The sequence below is a fragment of the Paenibacillus sacheonensis genome, from assembly GCF_009909195.1.
Classification (GTDB): Bacteria; Bacillota; Bacilli; order Paenibacillales; family Paenibacillaceae; genus Paenibacillus_Z; species Paenibacillus_Z sacheonensis.
Genome location: NZ_JAAAMU010000014.1, coordinates 115081 through 135651, shown reverse-complemented (window position 1 = coordinate 135651; position 20571 = coordinate 115081). Strand labels below are relative to the sequence as shown.

Annotated in this window: 18 protein-coding genes; 1 reads left to right on the top strand and 17 read right to left on the bottom strand. The window is 52.7% G+C overall.

Annotation, left to right across the window (positions count from 1 at the left end; all coding sequences use genetic code 11):
- Positions 1-53: 53 nt before the first annotated feature.
- From GT003_RS23040 to GT003_RS23005, 8 genes are all read right to left on the bottom strand, one after another.
- Entirely contained in the window at positions 54-566 is a 513-nt protein-coding gene (locus tag GT003_RS23040; RefSeq protein WP_161702289.1) for an AAA family ATPase, read from the bottom strand.
- 89 nt (positions 567-655) lie between these two features.
- Entirely contained in the window at positions 656-2881 is a 2226-nt protein-coding gene (locus GT003_RS33060) for an FtsX-like permease family protein (RefSeq protein ID WP_161702287.1), read from the bottom strand.
- Positions 2882-2895: 14 nt separating this feature from the next.
- Positions 2896-4668 (bottom strand): hypothetical protein, encoded by a 1773-nt coding sequence (locus GT003_RS23030; RefSeq protein WP_161702285.1) that lies wholly within the window; start codon positions 4666-4668, stop codon positions 2896-2898.
- Positions 4662-5369: an ABC transporter ATP-binding protein gene (locus tag GT003_RS23025; protein ID WP_161702283.1), complete on the bottom strand. Its 708-nt coding sequence runs from the start codon at positions 5367-5369 to the stop codon at positions 4662-4664. The genes GT003_RS23030 and GT003_RS23025 overlap by 7 nt, the downstream gene beginning before the upstream one ends.
- 226 nt (positions 5370-5595) lie before the next feature.
- The gene (locus tag GT003_RS23020) at positions 5596-6684 is read right to left on the bottom strand and encodes an ATP-binding protein (RefSeq protein WP_161702281.1); all 1089 of its coding nucleotides are present in this window, start codon (positions 6682-6684) and stop codon (positions 5596-5598) included.
- A gap of 375 nt (positions 6685-7059) precedes the next feature.
- Positions 7060-7983, bottom strand: coding sequence for a helix-turn-helix transcriptional regulator (locus tag GT003_RS23015; protein ID WP_161702279.1), 924 nt, complete (start codon positions 7981-7983; stop codon positions 7060-7062).
- A 329-nt stretch (positions 7984-8312) separates the two neighbouring features.
- Positions 8313-8459 (bottom strand): hypothetical protein, encoded by a 147-nt coding sequence (locus GT003_RS23010; protein ID WP_161702277.1) that lies wholly within the window; start codon positions 8457-8459, stop codon positions 8313-8315.
- Between the two features lie 146 nt (positions 8460-8605).
- On the bottom strand, positions 8606-10615 hold the full coding sequence (locus GT003_RS23005) for an alpha-L-arabinofuranosidase C-terminal domain-containing protein (RefSeq protein WP_161702275.1): 2010 nt from the start codon (positions 10613-10615) through the stop codon (positions 8606-8608).
- Between the two features lie 119 nt (positions 10616-10734).
- On the opposite strand from GT003_RS23005, the gene GT003_RS23000 reads away from it, so the two are divergent.
- Positions 10735-11631 (top strand): AraC family transcriptional regulator, encoded by an 897-nt coding sequence (locus GT003_RS23000; protein WP_346266596.1) that lies wholly within the window; start codon positions 10735-10737, stop codon positions 11629-11631.
- A gap of 141 nt (positions 11632-11772) precedes the next feature.
- On the opposite strand, the gene GT003_RS22995 is transcribed toward GT003_RS23000, so the two are convergent.
- The 9 genes from GT003_RS22995 to GT003_RS22955 form a co-directional block, all read right to left on the bottom strand.
- Complete coding sequence (locus GT003_RS22995) at positions 11773-12507, bottom strand: SDR family NAD(P)-dependent oxidoreductase (RefSeq protein ID WP_161702271.1); 735 nt, start codon at positions 12505-12507, stop codon at positions 11773-11775.
- Positions 12508-12575: 68 nt separating this feature from the next.
- A complete protein-coding gene (locus GT003_RS22990) occupies positions 12576-13208 on the bottom strand; it encodes a DsbA family oxidoreductase (RefSeq protein ID WP_161702269.1) in 633 nt (210 codons plus the stop codon).
- Entirely contained in the window at positions 13205-13747 is a 543-nt protein-coding gene (locus GT003_RS22985; protein ID WP_161702267.1) for an NAD(P)H-dependent oxidoreductase, read from the bottom strand. Before GT003_RS22985 ends, GT003_RS22990 begins: the two co-directional genes overlap by 4 nt.
- 46 nt (positions 13748-13793) lie before the next feature.
- On the bottom strand, positions 13794-14117 hold the full coding sequence (locus tag GT003_RS22980) for an NIPSNAP family protein (RefSeq protein WP_161702265.1): 324 nt from the start codon (positions 14115-14117) through the stop codon (positions 13794-13796).
- A 663-nt stretch (positions 14118-14780) separates the two neighbouring features.
- Positions 14781-16115, bottom strand: coding sequence for an alpha-galactosidase (gene melA / locus GT003_RS22975; RefSeq protein ID WP_161702263.1), 1335 nt, complete (start codon positions 16113-16115; stop codon positions 14781-14783).
- 298 nt (positions 16116-16413) lie between these two features.
- Positions 16414-17649, bottom strand: coding sequence for a serine hydrolase domain-containing protein (locus GT003_RS22970; RefSeq protein ID WP_161702261.1), 1236 nt, complete (start codon positions 17647-17649; stop codon positions 16414-16416).
- A gap of 51 nt (positions 17650-17700) precedes the next feature.
- Positions 17701-18381, bottom strand: coding sequence for a pentapeptide repeat-containing protein (locus GT003_RS22965; protein ID WP_161702259.1), 681 nt, complete (start codon positions 18379-18381; stop codon positions 17701-17703).
- Between the two features lie 118 nt (positions 18382-18499).
- Positions 18500-19165, bottom strand: coding sequence for a TetR/AcrR family transcriptional regulator (locus GT003_RS22960; protein WP_161702257.1), 666 nt, complete (start codon positions 19163-19165; stop codon positions 18500-18502).
- A 272-nt stretch (positions 19166-19437) separates the two neighbouring features.
- Positions 19438-20559 carry a TolB-like translocation protein gene (locus tag GT003_RS22955; RefSeq protein WP_161702255.1) on the bottom strand — a complete coding sequence of 374 codons (1122 nt, stop codon included), beginning with the start codon at positions 20557-20559 and terminating at the stop codon, positions 19438-19440.
- Positions 20560-20571 lie beyond the last annotated feature (12 nt).

Genomic DNA, 20571 nt, shown 5'->3' with positions numbered 1-20571 from the left:
CACTACCAGGTGCATGGATGTGTCGAGCTGTCCTGAGCGCCCGTAAGTGACCGTCATTGGCGTTGGTTTGCTTCGATTTGATGGAGGATATCGTCAACTACGCGCGAGATCGGCGCGGTTGCGTCGATTATCATCCCGTTTTTGGGAACGCCTTCTTTCGTTTGATGCAAGCGCCGAATGATTTCCCGTTCCTCTGGTCTGCCGCCCCAATCGGTTGGGTCCAGTGCCACTCGCTCATCAATTCGCCGGAGAGAGGTTTCCAGGTCGACCTCAAGGACAAACACGTTGTCGAAGAGATCAATGAATGAAGTGAAATTCCGCGAACCACCGCAGAAAAACGTTACCGCCTCATCTTGATTGGCGACCAAAGCTTTTACTTTATCTACCTGCCAAATGTGGTGTTCGGGTTTAAAGCCATCCGTCGGGATACCGGTTTCCGGGTCGCCTTGATAAGCCAATTCACGGTCACCATGAATGGCGTGGTAGCCGCGCCGCTGCAATTCGTCGCAGACCGTAGTTTTGCCGGCGCCGGAAACGCCTTCAATCAGATAATTCCTAATGCCCATAGATGACCCTCCATTCAACTGGATAAGTACAATAAATTGTCGCTAACTGACCGTTTGTTCAAAACGTTCGTTGACTTACAGAAATCAAATCATTCGAGTTCGATCCAGCCCTTAAAGAAATCATCGTCCTTCATGCCGTAGTAAGCTTTTACGAATTTCACGAACCCCGCGGTGTCCACTTGCCTGTAAGCGTGACGTTGGTAATACGCATGGAGGAACGCAATGCCATTATTCAATCCGCCGTAATGTTCGAACAAGGCTTTGAATTTCAAAACTGGCTGGGCATATAGGGCCGCCACAATGTCTTTGGATTCGAAGTCTGATAACGGCAAATTGGAGATCGTCGAACCTGATCGGCGAAACCTTTCCGAGAAAGAAAAATCGTTCAAATACAACGAGGCGCTCAGCTCGGTCATTCCTTCATCCAACCATCCGTCGGTATACGGATCGTTGCTTACGACTCCGTAGAACCATTGATGCGCCATTTCATGGATTAACGTATGCTTAGTCTGATCCGAGATGCCCGCCGTAACGATGCCCGGGTATTCCATGGACATCAAGTCCCCTAGAACCAGATCAAGCTGCACATAAGGGTATGTTCCAATCTTCGCATTAAAATAATGAAAAGCATCGGCTGCGTCCCGCAATGCTTCTTGCGCCTGCTTCGCGTTCTTAGCGGTGTTCCAAACGCGAATGTCCACGCCGTCTACGCGTTTCGTCACTGGGACGAGGTCAGGCGTTACCACGACCGTAAACTCTTTGGCTCGCTTCAAATGCAGGGTCCCCGCTGAAGCCGCATCGGCTGAATCCTCGTCCGACGAACTGATAACTCTATAGCCCTGAGGAAGCTGATATGCCAAGTCGAAATCGGCGAAGCCCGTATCATACGACTCACTGATTGGGGTAAACGGCCGTTTATCCCATCCTTTCGCATACGTTGCGAGCATCGGGTACCACTCCGACAAATAATAGCTTCCCTCGGATTTCGTATAGCGAATGCCGTCCTCCGGTACCGTGAACCCGTAAGCCACCTGTACTTTCGCTACGCTCTTGGGAGCGAGCGGCATCGCAAGCCGTATCGATAACGTATCCCCTTCGAGGGTAAATGCCGCGTTCCTGCCGTCGACCTTGACTGCCTGAATTGAGAATCGCGCTGAGATTCTGTACGTCTTCTCATCCTCCTTCTCGGTAAACTGATTGGGAATCATATAGAAAACAAGCTTATCCCACGCTTCCGTGGAACGGTTGGTCACATCGATTCCCGCCTGAGCCGTGAAGTCCCCGCGCTCGCTCATTCGCAGCTGCAAATGATAGGCGGCTTCGCTCCCATCCGCCACGGATTCCGGGTCATAGTCCGTTAATGGACCTGCTTCATGCACTGCGGCTTGAATCGGCACCGAGGCAGCGCCAGCTTTCTTCGGTCCGCCTTCTTGATTCGCGGCCAACATTCGGCCAATCGCGATAAACGCGATTATCGCCACAACCGATACGCCGACCAGCAGACTTCTCTTCAAGCGGTCTTCCGTTTGCTTCGCCGACGAATAGCCGCCGCTCATTCCTTGAACGGGCGACATCGCGACGGCCATCTCAGCCGGCAGCACGGACCCCAGCGCGCCCGTAAGCACGGGGACGACGCCAATAGGCAAGAGATACCACATCTCATGAACGGGCAACTGCTGGTAGAGAATGCTTATAAAAGCGATACCCAGCACGAACGCCAGCAAGCCGGCGATACATCCTGCCAAGATGCCTTCCGCCAGAACGAGCTGCCGAACGGCGCGATTCCGCCACCCGAGCGCCTTCTGCAGCGCGATCTCAGGCTTACGCTCCGAAACGTTCTGCCACATGATCTCCGCTGTCGTCAGCATGGAAATCAGTAAGCAGACACCGACGGCAATATAATGCAAGGTGCCGATCTCTGCTGCTGCATATTGACCGACCCATGACGTATAGAACATTCCTTTCAATCGAATCGTGACGAACACGAAGAATATCAGCAACGAGGTAGGTACGGTCATAGTAATCACCGATAACAGATTGCGTTTCAGCTTCCCGTAGAAATGGGCTGCCGCCAATTGAACCAGATTGCGGACCGGCAGCATTCTGCGAACGGCGGATTGGTGCTCGCCGGTTCGCAGCGTCTCCATCGGCTTGATTTTGCCTACCTGAACGATAGGAGCGATAGAACCCAGCAAGAAGATGACGAAGCCGCTGGCACCCATCGCAAGAAATCGCGGCAAAGACAATTCCGAACCGTTCGCGAACAGGAAGCCCGCTTCCAATGCCCAACTCACGAGCGCGACGAAGACGCTCACGAAAATGGCTTCGATCAGGAGCATCGGCGAATTCGGGAGACGCGCCAGCCAATGGACAACATGATAGCGAATTCCCTCTTCCGCACGAGGAATGACACCATGTTCGTCGCGAGGACGTACAGGACGGCGATAAGAATAACCAACAGCAGCATGCCCGAGAAACCCAACTTCACCTCGTTCACGAGCGTCAGTGCAATCCCGAGCTTAATCCATTGCTGCTCCATCCAGCCGATCGCCGTCTGCGAGCCGCTCTTCGGCACTTGAATGAGCACCGGCTGCGGGGAAGAACCGAGCATAATGTCCGCAGCCAGTCCGGTCTGCGCCCGTATTGCTTCGGCGATCTCCTCCAGCTTGGCCTGGTTGGCATCGGATACTTCATCGACGCCTGCGACCTTAATTCGAATCACGGAGATTGGTCTATCACCCGCAATCAATGCCGCGGCCTCCATCGTCGTCAGCATCGTCGGCGGGCTCGTCAGCAATCCGAGCGGATTATTAATCGGCTTTATCGTCGCTTGCGGATTGGCCGGACGACCTTCGGAATCGAATATCGCCTTCGCGGATGGCGCCCGATACGTGTCCATCGGGAATAGCGAATCGATATCTTTGGAGACTTGGAGTTTAGCAGGGTCGTAATTGCCGATGTAAGTGACTTTTAAGCCGACACCATAATAGGCGTACGGGTAGTTACGGTCAACGATTTTATCCATTGGCCGATAGAACTCAGGAAACTTGTCTCTGGCTGCAGCGTCTGAAGTATCATAGGACTTCAATCGATAAGCGATTGGCCAACGATCGGGATAGGGGCTTTGAGCAGTTTCATAAGAAAGCGCTTTTGCTCGCTGTGAAAACAAAAGAAGAGCAGGATCTGCCTGAGACTTCATCATTACCTCTTCCTGAGCAACCGCAGCCTGCGCAGGTGTGACATTTACGGTGACGGTGTTGCTCGATACCGACTGAATTTTGTCTAGATAGTTAACACCGCCGCCGGCCTTCACCTTCGCGATCAACTCCGCTTCCTGCTCAGGCGTGCCGTAAGGAATGTCCAGCTTCTCATATTGGAAGGTATAGGATTTATTCACCGAATTCTGATTGCTGATTAAGATCGGCGCATCGACGAACTTGCTAATACCCGCCATTTTCTGATCAAACACTTGAACCCGGCTTGTGTCCGTCGAAGTGAAATAATGAGAAATCAGCGACGGCACAACCGCCTGGTCCAACCCGACCAGCTTGGCTTCCTCCACGGGATCGATGCCGACCAGTAGCGCTGGATCATTAGTAGACAGCAAGGATTCCGAATCATCGGAAGGCCCATAAGAATCATAATAAGTGCTGGGAGTCGAGGTTTGGTTCTGAACGCCGTTGCTTACGGTTACTTGTTGTTTCAACCGGTACACGCCGAAATCTTTGAACGTGATGGATCGGTTCAAGGGCGTACTGAACTCCGTATAGCCGATGACCGCGAGCGGCGCCGCGATGCTGACGCCTGGAATTTGCTTGATCTGTCGCAGCTGTTCCATAGAAATGCCGCCGGTTATGCCATCCTGGAAGTTAGGCTCCATCAGTCCGGCCGCCTCATCTCCGAAGCTCGTCCCCGGAGGACGAACCGCAATGTCGTAGGACACCTTCCACTTATTCTGCAGCGTGTCCATGACGGTACCTTTGTTCGATTCCGATAAGCCGTACAGGAAGCTGAGTCCGCCGCTAATAATGAAGACGCCAAGCAACAGGAGGATAAACCGTTCCTTATGGCGCCACCAGTTGGACCAAATCATGCTCAGCATAGGCTCTCATCCGTTACTTGACTGCTGTCCCCGACGATCAGGCCATCCTTAATTTCGATGATGCGATCCGCCTTTCGCGCCAACTGCAGATCATGCGTAACCAGAATAATCCCGCATCCTAATTCTCGCTTCAGCTCCTGCAACAGCTCGTAGAACAGCTCGGCATTGCGGGAGTCCAAATTCCCCGTCGGCTCATCGGCGAGCAGCCAATCGGGATCGTTAACCAACGCCCGCGCGATCGCCACACGCTGCTGCTCGCCGCCGGAGAGCTGCGACGGCAGCGAATGGTACTTGCCTGCGAGGCCCAAGCGGTCCAGCAGCCGCTTCGCCTTCGCTCTATGGTCCAACGCTCTCCTGCGACGGCCGAAGAAAGGCGACATTACGTTCTCGATCGCCGTCAAAGCGGGCAGCAGATGAAAATGTTGAAAGACAAGGCCGATCCGTTCGAAGCGAAAATCCGCCAGCTGATTGGCATTCAGCTTCGATGTGTCCAAATCACCGTACAGCACTCGTCCGGAGGACGGCTGATCCAAAGTACCGACCAAGCTTAGAAGCGTCGATTTGCCCGAGCCGGAGGATCCGATGATCGCCGTAAATTCGTCTCGGCGGAAGGTTCGGTGAATCTCATGCAGCGCAGCCGTCTCGACATGCTCCCCTGCATACAGCTTCTTGATTCCGATCAGTTGAATGTGGTCCGCCATTCTCTGCCCCCTAAATGTTAGTTGCCTCTCTGTAATCTCTATCATTTATTGAAATAATTAAACTTTATCAGCGCTTGAGGTCACGATGAATAGGACAAAGGTCACAATTTTCAAAATGTTGGAAATACAAAGACCCCTTGTTGAACAAAAAAGCTGCCGTTCATGCCGGCAGCTTTGATTGGGTTAATATTCACCTATCGTTCCGAGTTCGCTTAACGCATCTATGCTACAGAATCCTCTTATTGACTATAGGCAAAACAACTTCCACCGTAGTCCCTTTCCCAACTTCGCTTTCGATTCGAATAGTCCCCTTATGATCCTGAATGATCCTCATGGAGACCATTAAACCCAACCCTGTTCCAATGTCTTTTGTAGTGAAAAATGGATTTCCAATCTTATTCAATTCTTCGTGCGGAATTCCATACCCCGTGTCTTTAATTCGAATGTTTAGGTGATCGTTTATTTGCCTGGCTTGTATGATCACATCACCGCCTTCAGGCATGGATTCAATGGAGTTCTTTATAATATTGATAAATACTTGCTTGATACTGCATTGACACTGGATGAACGGTAACGGGTCATCGAACTCTTTCTTTATTTGTACGTTATAAAGGTTTGCTTGTCCTTCAAATAATCTGGTAACGTGATCTAATATTTGCAGCATGTCTCTTCGCTCATATGCATCAGTTGAAGGTTTTGCTAGCATTAAAAGCTCGCTGACAATGCCATTGATTCGATCGATTTCCGATATCATGGTATCATTACGCAATTTCCTTGTACCATCAATATCCTCTTTCATATACATTTGTATAAATCCACGCAAGCTAGTCAATGGATTTCTGATTTCATGGGCGATACCAGCCGCAAGTTCACCAACTAAGGAGAGTTTATCTGATCTGCGGATTAATTCTTCGGAATGTATTCGTTCGGTTATATCACGACCGATACAAATCACATGTTGAATATCTCCGGAAGGATTCCTTATTTTTTTCGAGTGTGTTTCATGCCATATATAATGACCGTTTTTATGCCGAAGACGATAAACGATTATTCTGCTATCCGAATTACTCTCCTTTATCCAGTTACCGTTCAAATCCTCTGGATGCCAATAATCATAGACATATTTCCCGATAAGCTCATCTGGCTCGAATCCGATTTGGTTACGGATAGCCGGTGATACATAGGAGATAATTCCGCCTGGAGTTAAACGTAAAATAGCGTCCTGGGAATGCTCAGAAATAAGCTTGTGCAGCTCTTCAATCTTCTTGAACTCTTCTTCCTTCTTTTTTTGTTCTGGATTATCTGGCATTTCCATCCCCCTGGGTTCCTTTCTGTTATAACGTTCAGAAGACCGCACGTAATGGTCTCAGATTTATGAATATATCTATTTTCTATTTGATAGCCGTCCCTTATCCCCTGTTCAATAAGGCAATTATACCAGCAATTCCAATTATAAATACGGCTGGTTTTTCAACCGTTAAGTGCAGTAATCTGTCCGTTAGGAATCCGGTAGAGCGGAATATCTTATTTACTTCAATACGATACTATATTTCCATTTTATTCTCTATTGGGGAATTATACCCTTCACCTCAATAAAAACGGCAGCTAGTCGTTAGACTGGCTGCCGCATATCTTACATGCACTATTGTTCCCCTTTAAATCACCAATTTCCGGTTTCCGATACACATGCCTACTTTGCTTTATTTAATAAATTTGTCACCATTCTGCTCAATGTCCCTTGATCGACGAAAGGAGCAAGACTTGCCAACACGTCCGGACTAAGATGTTCAGCTTCAACGCCACCGATCAACTTCGTGAGAGACTCCCTATCCAGAAAAGGTGCGAGGCTTACGATCTGGTCCCCATCGGCGGTGCCGTCTGCAACCCGGTCTACCAAACGACTTAATGTTTCTCTGCTAATAAAGGGTACCAGCCCTTGAACGGAATGCCAGCTCAAACTGCCCTCTTCGGCTTTTTGTACCAACCGATCTACATGTTCTCTTCCAAGAAACGGGGCAATTTCAACGAGATGGTGCAGTTCTAAGGAACCGTCAATCAATCTATCTACCAGTCGGCTTAATATGTCGCTGCTGACGAACGGAGCGAGTCCAGTTATGGCATCCCACGCAATTTCGCCCTCTTCGGCCTGACAAACCAGTTCATCCAATGTATCTTTTCCAAGGAACGGAGCCAGCCGCATAATTACGTCTAACTTAAGGACGCTGCTGTCTAATCGTTCTGTAACCTTATGCAAAGCGCTTGCCTTTACAAACGGCGCTACTTCTACAAGCGCTTCCATCTTCACTTCTCCGGTATTGACCATCTCTGCAACTTGTATCGGCCTATTATCCGCAATTTCCTTAACGATCGTTCCCAGGTGCCGATGCTCCCGATTTTCTGCGTTGTCTCCCGCATTTAAAATGTCGTCTACCGTTTTGCCGAATAACCTCGCAAACTGCGGAAGCGTTCCGATATCCGGCAGGGATTCGCCTCGTTCCCATTTCGATACCGCTTGATGGCTTACATTCAGTTGATCGGCGAGTTCCAATTGGGTCAGATCCTGATCTTTGCGAAGCTTCGAAATATAAGCTCCAATTTTACGCAAGTCGAGCATCGTATACCTCCGATAAAACAAAATGTACAGTGCGCACTGTCGAAAACAGCATAGCATTTCCGCAATCGCATTCCTATCAAGCGTTGGTTGAATGGTCACATCCGCTTTATTCAACTGCCGGTAGAATTCGCCTCGAAAACTTCAAAATCACTGCCGCTTGGTTGATACGCCAAGTTTAACTATTATTGTATTCGCGAAACGGTAGGATTTCCCTCTATGACTTTGGCATGCTCGTTCTGCAGCCGTTAGCGACACGCGGCGCCGTCATGCAAAAAAAGCGATGGATCGATTCCATCGCTTTTTGCGCTCTTGCCCGGTGAATTCACGGATTACTGCTCCTTCTTCTGTTTCTGGACCAATTCATCTTGGTCGCTGCCCCAGATATAGTCGATTCCGGCTTCGTTCATCTCCTGAGCGTTTTTCTTCTCACCTTGGTAATCAGGTTGTTTTGGATCCGTTATTTCGTTCTTGTTCATCTGAGATCATCCCTTCTGCAAATGATGGAACCCCAAACGTATCCTTTCCAATATCGGATAACTTATGTAATGGTTACTAACTAAAAACCGCGCAATTGCGCGGGTTATAACCATAGAGAACGATTTAGCATGCGACTGTCCGCTTGTCATTTGCTTACTTCAACGATAGACACGGAATGCGGCTTCATTGCCAAAACAGGCTGACTGCTGCCGAATTCAAGCTGGCGTTCCCGCACGATCACGGCTTCCGGATGAAAGACATCGTTAATCGTCTCGTAATCGTCTCCCGTGAGCTCCCATACCTTGGCGTTCCCTGCGCCGACGAACGAACCGATGGCCAGCTCCGCTTCAACCGGCGCAAGGCCCCGGTTAACGACAAACAGCGTCAGCTTATGGCCCGATTCGTCCAGCGCCGCCGTAACATCAAGCACTGGCAGCGGTCCCGGAGCAAGATCAAAACGCTTCGAGCCCGAAGGCCAGTCGAACGTCGCGCAGTCCGTGCAAGCCGGCAACACGCTGAAGATGCTGCGGTTGGCATACGCCTCCATAACGTGGAAGGTCGGCGTCCCATAGACGACTCGGCTACGTTCGCTCCAACCCGCTTCCTTGCCTCGGTACTGATCGGCATAGCCGTCTCCGACGCGGATGCAGCCGCCTAACCAACCATTGACAAGATCGGAATAGCTGCCGATCTCGATCAGATGGGATTGCCGGATGAACTCGTTGAGGTTCGCGGCATTGGCGACTGCGGCCTCCAGCGTATGTTCCATCGGACGTCCTTCCCGGATCGTGTTCGGATAATACATCGTGTTGTACTCCGTAATGGCCAGCTTGACATGCGAATAGGCCGGGTTGCCCGTGATGATCTCTTCCGTCATCCGAATTACGGCGCGACTTATCTCCGGGAATGACATAACGGCCGGATACCGTTCCTCCTTCGGCGTGCCGGGCAGGATGCCGACCGTGCCGAAGCCGTGATAAATATGCAGGGTCAGCATGTCCATCTTCTCCGCGGAGATGCCAAGCACCGTCTTGTTCCACTCGGGATCGCAGTCGCCGCAGGCAAGAAGCACGATATCCGAATCCACGGCCTTCATCGCGTCGGCAAACCGATTATACCGATGCGCGAATTGCTCTGCCGTGCAATGGCCATGCTGCCAAGAACCGTAAATTTCATTGCCGATCTCCCAATACCGGACGCCGTATGGCTCGGGATGGCCATTGCGAGCCCGCAGTGCGCCATACTTCGTATCGACGCCCCCGTTGCAATATTCGAGCCAAGCCGCCGCTTCCTCCGGCGTACCTGTACCGGCATTGACGCAAATGAGCGGCTCTGTATCCGTATCGCGGCAAAATTGCAGGAATTCGTCCGTCCCAAAATATTTGTTCGTCCAGCCGCCCCAGGCTTCGTTGATCATATTGGGACGCTCCAGTACGGGACCGATCGCATCTTCGAAGTGATACGCGCTGATGTAATTGCCCGCGATGCGCATCATTCCGGGCTTCAACCGCCGCGTCAACTCAACGACCTCGCGCTTCACATACCCCATGCTGGTCGAGGGAAGCATCGACGCATGATCCAGCCAGAGCATGCCGGAGCCCATTCCGTCACGCCATGTCTCTTCCTCCGAGGAGAGCAGAATGCGAAACTCGGCACGCTCGCAGGAACGAGCTGGCGTAAGCTCGAGTTCATACTCGCCCCACCGATGTCCGCGCAGCTGAAGCTCGGCCCGGTCGAGCCGCTCGCCGGACTCGCGGTCAACCAGCTCGCACACGGCTGCCCGAAGATCCATGGCAGCGCGCGCAACGATCGTCACCCGGTACGGCACGCCGCCCTCCACGCTGACGCGCTGCCCGATTCCCCCATAGCAACGATCCGCGCTAAATATACGGATACGCTGACTATGGCCGGAATGCCGCGGGGCTGCCGGCTCCAAGGCATATTCGGTGTTTTTCCCATTCGTGACGGCATGCCAGCCGGAAGATACGCCGCGCGCATCGGCTTCATCTTCAAAGTCCATGTCCTTCAGCGCGAAGGCCAGCATCGCGTCCATATGATCCCGGATATCCTCGACGAAATGCCCGAAGATATACGGGTTCAGGCGGTGCTTGGATGGCGCATCCGTATGGACGGTAATAGTCGCTCTCTGGCTCATTGGATAGTTCTCCCTCCTGTCGGTCGCTGCCTCATCCGCTTCCGGTGCGGGTCGATTCAACTCGTCTCATGTGGAATCTGGACGAGACTTCCTATCCATGATAGTATCTTCACGAACGGATGAACATAGAGGAAAACGAAGGTTGGGTGAGGAAAATGGACATTTCTCAAATAGAAGAAATCCACGGCGCCAACCATCATAAGCGCAGCGACATACATACGCTCCCGCACTCTCCTGATTTACCTGTATATGTACCTATGGTTGGCATCAACTACTGCGCGCCGACTTATAAGAACATTCGGGAGAAAGCCGCTATTACCGTGCTTGGATATGTGATAAACGGACATGGGGAAATCCAGGTGAACGCGGAGAAGCAACGCCTAGGGAAGGGCGATGCTTTTATACTGAGGAAAGACAGCAGGCATGAGGTGACCGCCCTTTCGGATTCGAACGAGCCTTGGACTTATTATTGGTACAATGTCCATGGCAATAGCCTTCCGCTTCTGGAAACCTTTCATCTGCTGCATACCTCTTTTATTCCGAACTGCGGGATCGGCCATTTGTTTCTCGAAGGCTTCGAGGCGGCTAAGCTTAGAAGCGAAGGGCTTCATGAACAGACGACGTTCATACTGAGCTGCGCGGAAATCATGCTGGCTCTTCAACATCGACTGAGGCAGGATTCCGACTATTTCTCGCCCGTGATGAGCCGAATGAAGCTCTATCTGGACCGGCTGGTGGGAGAGGATTTTCGATCGGATGATTTCTCGAGGCATATGGGCCTTTCCTTCAAGCAATTAAGCCGCATCTTCAAGCAGCATGCGGGCAGCACGATCTATCAATACGTCTTGACGAGAAAAATAGACATGGCCAAAATGATGCTCTCGGATACCGAGATGGCAGTTGGCGATATTGCCGTACACCTCGGTTACGATGACCCGCAGTACTTCTCGAATCTCTTCAAGCACAAGACGGGCATGTCCCCGACCGCTTACCGGCAGAATGCCAAAAGCATGTAATCCATTCGAGCAAACGCGGCAACGAAAAAGGAAGCGGTCGCCGAGCTGGCGACCGCTTCCTTGCTATTGATAGCGTTGGCACCGTTAGATGCAGATGCCCAGTCTTGTTCATACTGCGATACGGCACCAATGCGGCTTCGTTTAGCCCGCGCTTTGGCCTCCGTCTACGTGTAGAATTTCTCCCGTTACGAACTTCGCCGAATCCAAGTAAAGCACCGCTTCGACGATCTCCTGCTCCTCCCCCATGCGTCCCATCGGGTGGAGCTGTGCCAGAAATTCATGCGTTTCAGGCGCATGCATCGGCGTTTTGATAACGCCAGGCGACACGGCGTTCACGCGGATGCCGCGTTTCGCATACTCGATCGCCAGCGCTTTTGTGGTGGAGTTCAGGCCGCCCTTCGTCAAGTTGGCAAGCGCGGAAGGCACTTGCTCCGTCGGCGAATCCGTCAGGCTTGTCGTGATGCTGACGACATGGCCCGTGCCTTGTTTCAGCATTTGCACAAGCGCGCGCTGCGTCAGATGGAAGAAGCCGACCACGTTCGTGCCCATGTATCTCGCGAAATCTTCTTCGGTGTACTCCGTGAACGGCTTCGCGATGAAGATGCCCGCATTGTTGATCAGCGTATCGATGCGGCCGAATTTGGCCAATGCTTCGTCGACCAGGCGCTGCGCGACTGAAGGCTCCGCGACATCGCCCGCTACGGTATGCACGTGCTGGCCTGTCGGATCGATATCCTTCGCCGCATCCGCCAACGCTTGTTCGCGGCGTCCGTTGATGACGACATTTCCGCCGCGCTTCACGATTTCTGCCGCCATGGCTTTGCCAAGACCGCTGCTGCCGCCCGTGATGACATATGCTTTCCCTTGAATGCTCATTTTATAATCGCTCCTTGGTGGTATGATTATTGTTCGAAACCGCTATTCGATAGTATTCCGGCAGCCTCTTATTGCCGCTTGAATGCGCTGATCAGATCGGCAGGCGACTGCAGGCCCGTCAATGCATCCTTATCGTTGACGATATAGTAAGGCACGCCCCGGATGCCAAGCTTCTGCGCGTCTCGCTGCCCCTCATCCACTTTATCAAGTCCTTCTCCTTGGAGAAGCCGCTGCTTGGTTGCCTCGGGATCGTTCGTAACCCCGCTCGCTTGCGCGATTTTCACGAGTTCGTCCACATCGCCGAGATTCGCGCCTTCTTCGAAATAAGCCGTATATAAACGCTCGAGGAGCTGCGATTGCAGATGCTTCGGCGTAATCGCGATCAGTTGGTGCGACAACACGGAATTGGGAGTATACTTCACCAGATCCATATTGTAATTCAATCCGAACTGCGAACCGGTCTGATTATATTGTTTCATTCTGGCTTGAAATTGCGCCTCTCCGCCCAAACGCCCGATCATGACCTTCCGATAGTCCTCGCCTTCCTTGCGGATGCCGGGATTCAGCTGATACGCATGATAGCGAATAACGGCGTTCGTGCCTTCCGGCAGTTCCTTCAGCGCGGCTCTCAGGCTCGCATCGCCCATTCGGCACCAAGGACATACCGTATCCATATAAACGTCGATCGTTACGTCCTTCATTTTGCCTCCACCGCCGGTTTAACCGACAAGATATGATTGACGTACGCTTTGCTGCTCTGCGCCAAACGCTCGGGCGTCACGTCGGACGTGTCGTTGACCGAGAAGTGCGGCAGGTACACGGCGCTGATGAAGCGCGCGCTGGCTTGAACCGGCGCCAAAATTTGTTCCAGCGTCAGACGGTTGGATCCCGTCGGCTGGTAGGACTCCGCAGTGCCGTACGTCGAGATGGCAACTCCGATTTCTTTGCCCGTCGTCGCCGTCGCTTCGGGACCGTATGCCCAATTGTACAGCAGCACGTCGTCGAACCATTGTTTCAGCAGCGGCGGCATGTTGTACCAGTAGAGCGGATATTGGAAAATAATGCGGTCATGCGCTTCGACGAGCTGTTGTTCGCGCTTCACGTCGATGTTCTTGCTTGGATATTCCTTGTACAATTCATGGATGGTAATGTCGCCGTTCTTCTTCAATTCTTCGACCCATGCTTTGTTCCAATTGGATGATTCCAGGTTCGGGTGTGCTACGATGACGAGTGTTTTCATTGTTGATTCGCTCCATTCGCATGTTAATTTCGTTGGTATAGTTGGTTTAGCTCGTTTTGAAAAAGTCCGCGTTACGCATGAAAATACTTTCCTGTTTCTGCGTCAGAGGGCCGTTCAGCTCCGAGATCCGTTTGACTTCGATCCATTCAGCGTCGGCGCGGAATCGTTCATAGTTCAAATTCCGGGCTTCCATGTCGCGATGCTCGACAACATAATATAAGCGATTGTTGGCGTCATCCGCATCCACCCAGAACTGCTTGATCGGCATCCCGTGCTTCGCGAATAAGGCGACGACATGGTTGTCGAAGCGTTCGATAATCGCCTCCATTTTGCCCGGGCTGACATCGTAAATCCTCAATTCGTATATCATCTGTTCACCTCCACTTCGGAATTACCTTTAGTTACGTTCTTCATGGTTGCGCACCGGGCGAGCGATTAAGGCCCGATTACCCGCCATTCCGGCGACTTGTCTTTCGACCATCCGAGCTGACCTCCGACTACGGCGAAACCTTCGAATTATGGTGTACGGATATCCAGATCGTATCCGTTTCCTATTCGTCTACCTATCAAAAGATAGATATAAAAGCGAAGATGAATCCCTGATTTTCCTCCAAGGTGAACTGAATGCCTCCCGCAGCCAAGTTGCATCGATCGGCAGCGAGAACGTTCTTGCAAGGATCGGCGTTCGCTTCCTGTTCAGATTCTACCTTCTAGTAGGTAGAATGTCAAACATTCTTTTGCTGCCAAAATTCGTATGCGGACGGTTTGCTATTTCACCAGTCAGGATCAAGTCGAGTGCTTCATCACCTCGGCAGCAGTCGTTGAAACTTCGAACCGAGGAGCGGATAAAGTGCATGAAATCGGCGCGTTATCCGCAAGCTATAAGCAAGATTGGTCATTTCGCAAGCGTAGGTGTCAAGTGAACGATAGCTGTATTGTGCGTAAAGCGGGATTGCCAAAATAGGGCTGCCCTTTGGGTCAGCCCTACTTTGGAGTGATTATAACGAATTTCTCGGCGCTTTGCCTGCACGCTTCAAGCGTTTATCCCCTTATCGAACTGAGGGAGCCATTCGCGATTCGCTTCAAACATCTCGTTCACCATGTTGTTGATTTCCTCCAGGCTAAGCACGGCGGAGGTCAGCGGATCGAACGCGACCGCGTGCAGGATTTTGCGGCGATCTCCGGATAACGCGCCTTCGACTGCGAGCTCCTCGCATCTGGCGCTCGTATTCACGAGAATGGCCAAATGGTCGGGCAGCTTGCCGACGTGGATCGGCGACAATCCCTTTCTTGATGCCAGAACCGGCACCTCGACGCAGGCGCCCTCCGGCAAGTTGTCGATCAACCCGGCATTGCGCACGTTGCCATTGAACGCAAACAATGTTCCGTCGCCGAACGCCGCATTGAAGATATACGAAGCATATTCGCCTCCCCGCGCCAGATCGACCGGAGCGTCGCGCCACGCTTCCATCTGCTTCTGCCAATTGTTCTTCATGCGCTCGCCATACTTGATGATGGCGCCGTATTCGCCCGGATTCCAGCCTGTGCCGTGCGTGCAGTACCGCTCGATCAAATCCGGCCGCTTGCGGAACCACGCGTTGTACTCGGAATTATGCCCGCTTGATTCCGTAACATAATAGTCCAAGTAGAGGAACATCTCGTTTCTGACGATCTCTTCGTTATAGATGGCCGCATCGTTCTCGACTGCGCGGCGAATGAGCGGGTAGGCATCTTTCCCCTTCCATTTGAAATCCAGGTAGAAGGCCTGATGATTGATGCCCGCGCAGGTATACGTCACTTCATCCATCGGCGCGCCGATCCAGCCCGCCAGCATGGCGGCCGTTCCTTGTACGCTGTGGCACAGACCGGTTACCTGCGCCTTCGTTTCGCTTTGCAGCGCTCTGCAGAGCATCGCCATCGGATTCGTGTAATTAAGAACGATCGCATCCGGACAGATCCGCTCGACGTCGCGGCATATTTCCAGCATCGGCGGAAGCGTTCTCAAGAAACGGAAAATGCCGGCAGGTCCGCGCGTGTCTCCGATATTGATGTCGACGCCGTACTTTTTCGGAATTTCGACATCGTTTCGATACACGTCGAAGCCGCCTGCCAGAATCGTGACAACGACGCCGTTCGCTCCGGTAAGCGCCTCTTCGCGGCTGGTCGTTGCCTCCAAGACCGTATTCCGGTACTCTCCCGCGGCAATGATGTTCTGAACCGCGGCCTTGGCGAAGGCCAGCCGTTCCGAGTCGATATCCATCAGCGCAATCGTACAGTCTTGGAAAGCGGGAAATGTAAGCAGGTCGCGCACCAGATTTTTCGTGAATACCAGACTTCCCGCGCCAATAAACGCGATTTTCGCTGCCATTGTTTCGGCCTCCTTTGGGATCGTTGACGCTTCGTGCAATGCATATGCAGGCTTGTCTTTACTAGCCTTATTAGCGCTCCGCGTAGTTTATACCTGTTAACGCCGAAGCATCGGGAAATTCGCCCGTACGACGAACAAAGAAGTCCCTGCGTCTAAACCGGACGCAAGGACCTTTCTATCCGAACTTATGGCTTCCTTACTAGATTGTCTTCTACGGCGCGATATAAGCGAAGGCACCATTGTAATCGAAGCGGTGCAGCCGATAGTCGTCCAATGAAATAGGGCAGCTTCCCCGTAATTAGTCTTCGATCGCCTGATAGGCCATGGTCCAGAAATCATGGATAAGATGCGCCGAGTCCTGGGTGGACATTCCGACTTGAGTGAGCAGGACTCCGGTAAGCCGTTTGTCCGGGTCCGCATACGCCGAGGTGCCGGTTCCGCCATCCCAGCCGAACTGACCGATGGGCGCGTAGTCGCCGCGATAGGTGCGGACCGCCATCCCGAAGCCCCAGCCGCCGTGCTGCCCTTGACCATGCGACAAATGGACGTTGTTTTTGGCCAAGTCGTCCCGGAACGATTGTTGCTCGGGCGTAAGCCGGTTGGTGGTCATCAACTGGACGGCCGGCCGCGACAGGATCCGTTCGGTTCCGTGCATCCCTTGATTCAGCAGCATCCCCAGAAAAGCATGATAGTCGTCGACGGTCGAGAGCAGCCCGCCTCCGCCTGCTTGAAACGCCGGGGGCGCCGTGTAGCGTCCGCCTTCGGCTTCATCCCATACGATGAACTGCCCGGTCTGCGGATCGGGGATGTAGGCGGGCGGCAGGCGGTCGATCTTGCCCGCGGGCACGTGGAAGCCGGTATCCTTCATCCCGAGCGGATCCAGAATCCGCTCGCGCAGGAACGTCTCGAACGTTTGACCCGATACCCTGGCAACGAGCACGCCGAGCACTTCGTTGCTGACGTGGTACTGCCACCGTTCCCCAGGCTGGTAGCAGAGCGGGAGCGTGCCTAAGCGGCGCATCCACTCATCGGGCTCGGGCAGCTCCTGCCCCGGCGTATCGAATAATCCATTCTCGAAGATCGCATTTTGGACCGGGGAGCCCATCAGCGTGATATCCACGCCGAGCCCGAACGTAGAAGTCAACAGATCCCGCACGGTGATCGGCCGCCGCGCCGGCACGGTTTCGTCCAGCGGGCCATCGGGTCGTTTCAACACCTCCCGGTTGGCGAGTTCGGGCAGCCATGTATCTACCGGATCATCCAGATGCAGCTTGCACTCGTCGAGCAGGACCATCACCGGCGCGGCCCCGACCATCTTGGAAGTGGACGCCATCCGGAAGATCGTGTCCCGGCGCATCGGCGAACCGCCATCATGGCGCATCGTGCCGATGGCTTCGACATGCGTCTCGCCGTTCCGGCTGATTAAGGCGACCAGTCCGGGAATCTTCCCGGACTCGACATGCCGCGAGAGCATGCCGCGTATTTTTCGCAGGCCTGTTTCGGAGAAGCCGCTTTGTTCTATCGTCTTATTCATTTCGTATCCCTCGCTTTGTTTTCATTTTTGTGCAAAGGTTAACGGGCTCCGTTATATGACCGTGACGTTCGACAGGTTAGCATCCATGCCTTTGAGCATCGCAAAGGTCAGTTTATCCATCGTCGCGCCGTCAAAGCAGATGGTCTTGATCATGCGGTAGTACTTTTTAGTCAACGTAAATCCCGGATGGAAAGAAACATTCTTCAATATGGCGCCCTTGAACGATACGTCGGTTAATCCGGCTTTCTCGAACTTGACGCCGATAAACGTCAGTCCGTCCAGACGCTTCCCGCTCAAATCGGAGCTTTTGAAATCAACGCCATCGAACACGCAATTTTCGAATTTTGTTTTTCTCAGATCGGTCATCGTTAACGCGACGTCGGTCAATCTGACTCCGGTGAATTTGGCTCCTTCAAGCAGAGAGCTGCCGATATGGGTTCGCACAAGAATCGTCTTATTGAAGCTTGCGTTCGTCAGGTCAAGCGCGGTTAGCCTGCAGTCCGTCAGATTCGCGCCGTCGAAATTGGCTGCGCGCACATCGCTGCCCTTGAACGTGCTGCCGGTCAAGTTCGCGCCCGCAAAGTCGGAACCGGAGAGCGCGCTGCCTTTAAACTGTCCTTTATGGGCGGTAACGCCGGCAAAGTCGCCTCTGGTCAGGTTGCTTGCGCTAAAGTTTGTCACTGCGTTGCGTTCCTGCGAGCGGGAGCTCATTGTCGGTTGTTGATTCATCATCTTCACATCTCCTTAGAATAAGTTTCCTGTATGATTTTGAAGCCAAGTTTCTTTCATCTCTCGTTCATACCGACCGACGGTATGTATGACTCCAAAAATAAGCTGCCTTAGCGGCAGTTTACTTTTCGCTGTGCACTTCTCTAGCCGACCTACGGAACAGTTCCTCATAGCGTTGGAACATTTGCTCATCGAACAGATCCAGCCCCAAGCCCTTCAACAGTTCATCGAAAACCTTTACCTTGTTCAGCATCGTCTCGGGCGAAGCCGGGATAACCGCCGGGTTCAGCCACAGATTGGTGAGGATCAGCAGCACTTCGCTAAGCTCCCTCGGATACTCGGTTCGGATCGAGCCGTCCTGCATCCCTTGTTCGATGATGGGCTGGATATAGACGGGAATGGCTTTTTCGAGCATATGCTCGATCTGGGCCGCCAGCAGCTTCGGATTGCGTAACAGGTTCGGCGCAGCAGCCGCCATCTCGTCTTGGGCAGGATTGCTGAGCGAGACGCGGGAAATCTTGCGCAGCTTCTCCAGACCGTTTAACTCCTTATCGTCCCGGACGCCGGAGAGCATCTCGTCGACGTCTTTGAACAGATGGTCGATGACGGCCTGCATGATCTCCTCCTTCGACTTGAAGTGATGGTAGATCGCTCCTTTTGTCAGCCCGCCCAGCCCGTTGATGATGTCCTGGATGGAGGTCTGCTCGTAGCCTTTTTGAATAAACAGATTCAGTGCCACGGTTAGGATTTGGTTGGTCGTTTCCTCCGGGAATTTATTTCTTGCCATTTGCAATCTCCTTACATACATTCGGTTGGTATGTAAACAATATATGCGATCTCCCTTTAAATGTCAACACCTCCGAATCAACATTTTATTTAGCGCTTGGGCATGCAGCTTAACGAAAAAATGGAACAGCCGCCGACGGCGAACTGCTCCAAGATGCGTTAACTATCGTTTCTTTCTCGACCTCATTTCCCAGTTACTCCTTTGAACGCCTTGGCTGGAGGTAATATCATCTCCATGCTTTCCCCCCGTTATATCAGATCTTTGACAAAACGTCACTTCAGGGAAGTACGAATCTCGACGACCCTGCTGTCGTAGCTGCTTCCGTTCCATACCGAGTAAGAGAGCTTGTCGCCTGAGGGACTCCACGAGGAACTTACGGCGTTCTCGACATCGGCTGCGATACGGGTCGCGTTATCGGCCAGCAGATCGTGGACGTATAAGCCTTTGACCGTCGTGCCGTTTACCTCCGCTTGCATGCTGTACGCGATCAACCGCTGATCCGCTGACCAGGAAATTCCGCCAAGCTCCGCTCCCTCCGCAATCGTCTTCGCATTCCCTCCATCTTGATCGCACAGGACAAGCTTGACTTTAGAGCCATCGTACTGCTTCACCAGCAGCTGCTTGCCGTCAGGCGAAGGAATGACGCTGCCCACGGACCCTAACCCCATATCCTTGGTCTCGTTGGTATCCAGGCGAAGCACTTTCAGAGTCTCATCCGCATTGGTATTGTAATAAATATTGCTGCCGAGCTTGACGACGATAATTAACGCGCCTTGGTTCAATGCCTTAATCGCGGCGATATCGCCTTCCGTGGTTGCCGTGAAAGCTCCGCCCGCATAAGAAGTCCCGATAATGCTATTATCGTCCGCCCATCTGGCGCTTGCGGCTCCTCCGATGGGATCGCCGGCCAGGCGAAACGACTTTAGCGTTTCCATGTTCAACACATGATAAGTAGGGTCGCCTAGCGTGTACTCCGAGTAGAGGAGATGCTTTTTGTCCGGCGACAAACTGGCCCCGCCCAGGAATACGTTCTCTTGCTCCTTCAGCGGCACGAGCTCTCCCGTCTTCAGCTTCAAGAGGTACAAGCTGCGCGGGTAAGAATCTGCCAGCTCCTCCAGCTTCATCTTCGCTAAAGCGTCGTTCTCCTTGGATACAAGGACCGTATCCTCGTCCAGCCAACCGGATATTTCCGCCTTATCGTACCGCTGGATGCCGGTCACCGTAATGGCCGGTCCCGCCGTAGGCGCCTTGCTTTCGTTATCGATAACTGTAAAGGTGCCGCCTCCCGGTTCCTTTATAACCTCGCGACTTCCTCCGCCGTTTCCGCTGCACGCGGTGATGGTAAGCAGCAATGCAGGCACGCAAGCCATGATGGCTAATTTTGTTCGATTCAATGTGATCGCCTC